The sequence below is a fragment of the Stieleria sp. genome (assembly GCF_041595215.1).
Taxonomy (GTDB): domain Bacteria; phylum Planctomycetota; class Planctomycetia; order Pirellulales; family Pirellulaceae; genus Stieleria; species Stieleria magnilauensis.
Genome location: NZ_JBFHKV010001334.1, coordinates 1 through 2,009, shown reverse-complemented (window position 1 = coordinate 2,009; position 2,009 = coordinate 1). Strand labels below are relative to the sequence as shown.

Below are 2,009 nucleotides of genomic sequence, written 5' to 3'. Positions count from 1 at the left end.
CCTGCTCTGCGAACACCTGGAATTCGCCCCGTGCACCGAACACAATCGCATCAGCAGCTACGCGCCGCATCTGCAAAAGATGCAGCTGTCGCACTTGATGGCAACGGGCACGGGAATGGAACTGACCGGTAATCCGTTGCCGGCGAACCATCAAAACGCGTTCCCGCTGCACCACCATCCACACACCCAAAACGGAGGCGGCCCGCGCGTCGATCCGAATCCGGTCGTCCAAATCGAACGGTTGGCGATGTGGGACGGCGGATCGGACAAGCTGGTCCAGATGAACCATCCCAATCTGCATCAAATCTATGGTGACTTGGATGTCGACGGAACGCCCGACAAGGGATTCCGGGGAATGCTCCAGTGGATGGATGTGATCGAAGTCCATCCGCTGGAAACGATTTTCCAAGACATCGCCAGCAAGCCACCGAACGTCCGTGAAATGCGAATCCCGCTGTTCCAATGGATGCAACTGCTCAACCAAGGCTACCGCATCCCGGGTGTCGTCAACACCGACGCGCACTACAACCATCATGGCAGCGGGTGGCTGCGAAATTGGTTCGCCAGCAGCACCGATGATCCGGCCGCGATCTCCACCGACGAAATGATTCGTCAAGCCGAAGCGGGGCACATCGTCATGTCGACCGGACCGTTCCTGTCGGTGGTCGGCACGTCGAAGACCGGCGAGACACAGGCGATTCCCGGCGATGACCTTTCGACCGAGGATGGCCAGGTGAACGTCCAGGTGACTGTCCAATGCCCGAACTGGTTGGACGTCAATCGTGTCGCCCTTTTCATCAACGGACGCCGTAGCGAAGAACACGACTACACGCGAAAGAATTCACCCGAGTTGTTCGCTGATTCCGACAGCGTTGTCAAATTCGATTCGACGATCACGGTCCAACTGGATGCAGACGCGCACTTGATCGTGGCAACGATCGGCGAAGGGATGACGATGGAAAAGGTCATGGGCGAGCAATATGGCAAGCGTCCACCGATCGCCGTCAGCAATCCGATCTTCGTCGACGTCGACGGAAACGGCTTCCAGGCGAACGGAGACGAACTCGGTTTGCCGCTGCCGAAATCACCGCACTGAATCGAGCGGAAGCCTGTTCCGCTAATTCATTCCGCCGACCCCGACGCCCCCACTCGGTTTCGTCGGTCGGATCAGCGTGTCGAGATCAAAGTCATAGCCGTCTTGATAGAGTGCGGTGATGTCGCCAAACGCGCCGCCATCATCCGTCCGATTCGGGCCGGTGCTGTAGAGGACATAACCGCTGTCGATCTGTCGATAAATCAGCGGGTTCCCGCTGAACGGATCGAGCGGAACGGCTGGCAAAAACTCTGGCACCAGTTCCTCAATACTGGTGGGCAACCGCTGCTGTTTTGCGTCAAACAATCGGGCGGCAAATTCCACCATCAGCAGTCGCAATCCTGCATCGCGTCGACGGATCGCATCCCCAGTCGACTCAATGGCCGGCGAAACTAACGTCATCGTGTCGGCCTGACTTTGTGCCGACAAATGTGCCGGCGCGTGCATCGCCAGTCGGTATTGCCATGCCATTTCCCGATCCATCACCAAATCGCTCCGCCGGTGCAGCGATTCGAGTGACTCGCGCTGGCCATCGATCCTGATCAACGCGGGCAACAGTTCGGCGAGTTTCTCCACCGGCAGATCGCTGCGGATCCGCACCAAGCCTTCCTGACCGATGCCTTCGATCGCAATGCCGGCCAGCGCATAGGAAACATGACTTCCGCGTCCGAGACCGTGTCCGACATGGATGCAATCGCGCCATGCTTCACTGGCCTCGGAAAAGTCGCCGGCATTCACTTTGGCCTTGGCTTCTTTGTCCATGCACCGTGCCCAGGACCGAAAAACGTTCAGCTTCTGTCCGAGCCCCGTGAAATCGGCATCGACGGCCAGCGGATCGGGGGCGCGAAACACGTGACGCGTTGAACGCCGAATCGATGCATACGCCTGTGTAACCTTGATCGCACTTTCCGTCCGT

General features: G+C 58.5%; 1 protein-coding gene and 1 pseudogene. One reads left to right on the top strand and one right to left on the bottom strand.

Going from position 1 to position 2,009, the window contains the following annotated elements; genetic code table 11:
- Positions 1–1,096, top strand: a 1,096-nt coding sequence (locus ABX749_RS31050; RefSeq protein ID WP_372899449.1) for a CehA/McbA family metallohydrolase, incomplete at its 5' end; no start/stop codon positions are given.
- Between the two features lie 21 nt (positions 1,097–1,117).
- Here ABX749_RS31050 and ABX749_RS31045 read toward each other — a convergent pair.
- Positions 1,118–2,009, bottom strand: a pseudogene (locus ABX749_RS31045) (hypothetical protein); the annotation flags it as partial.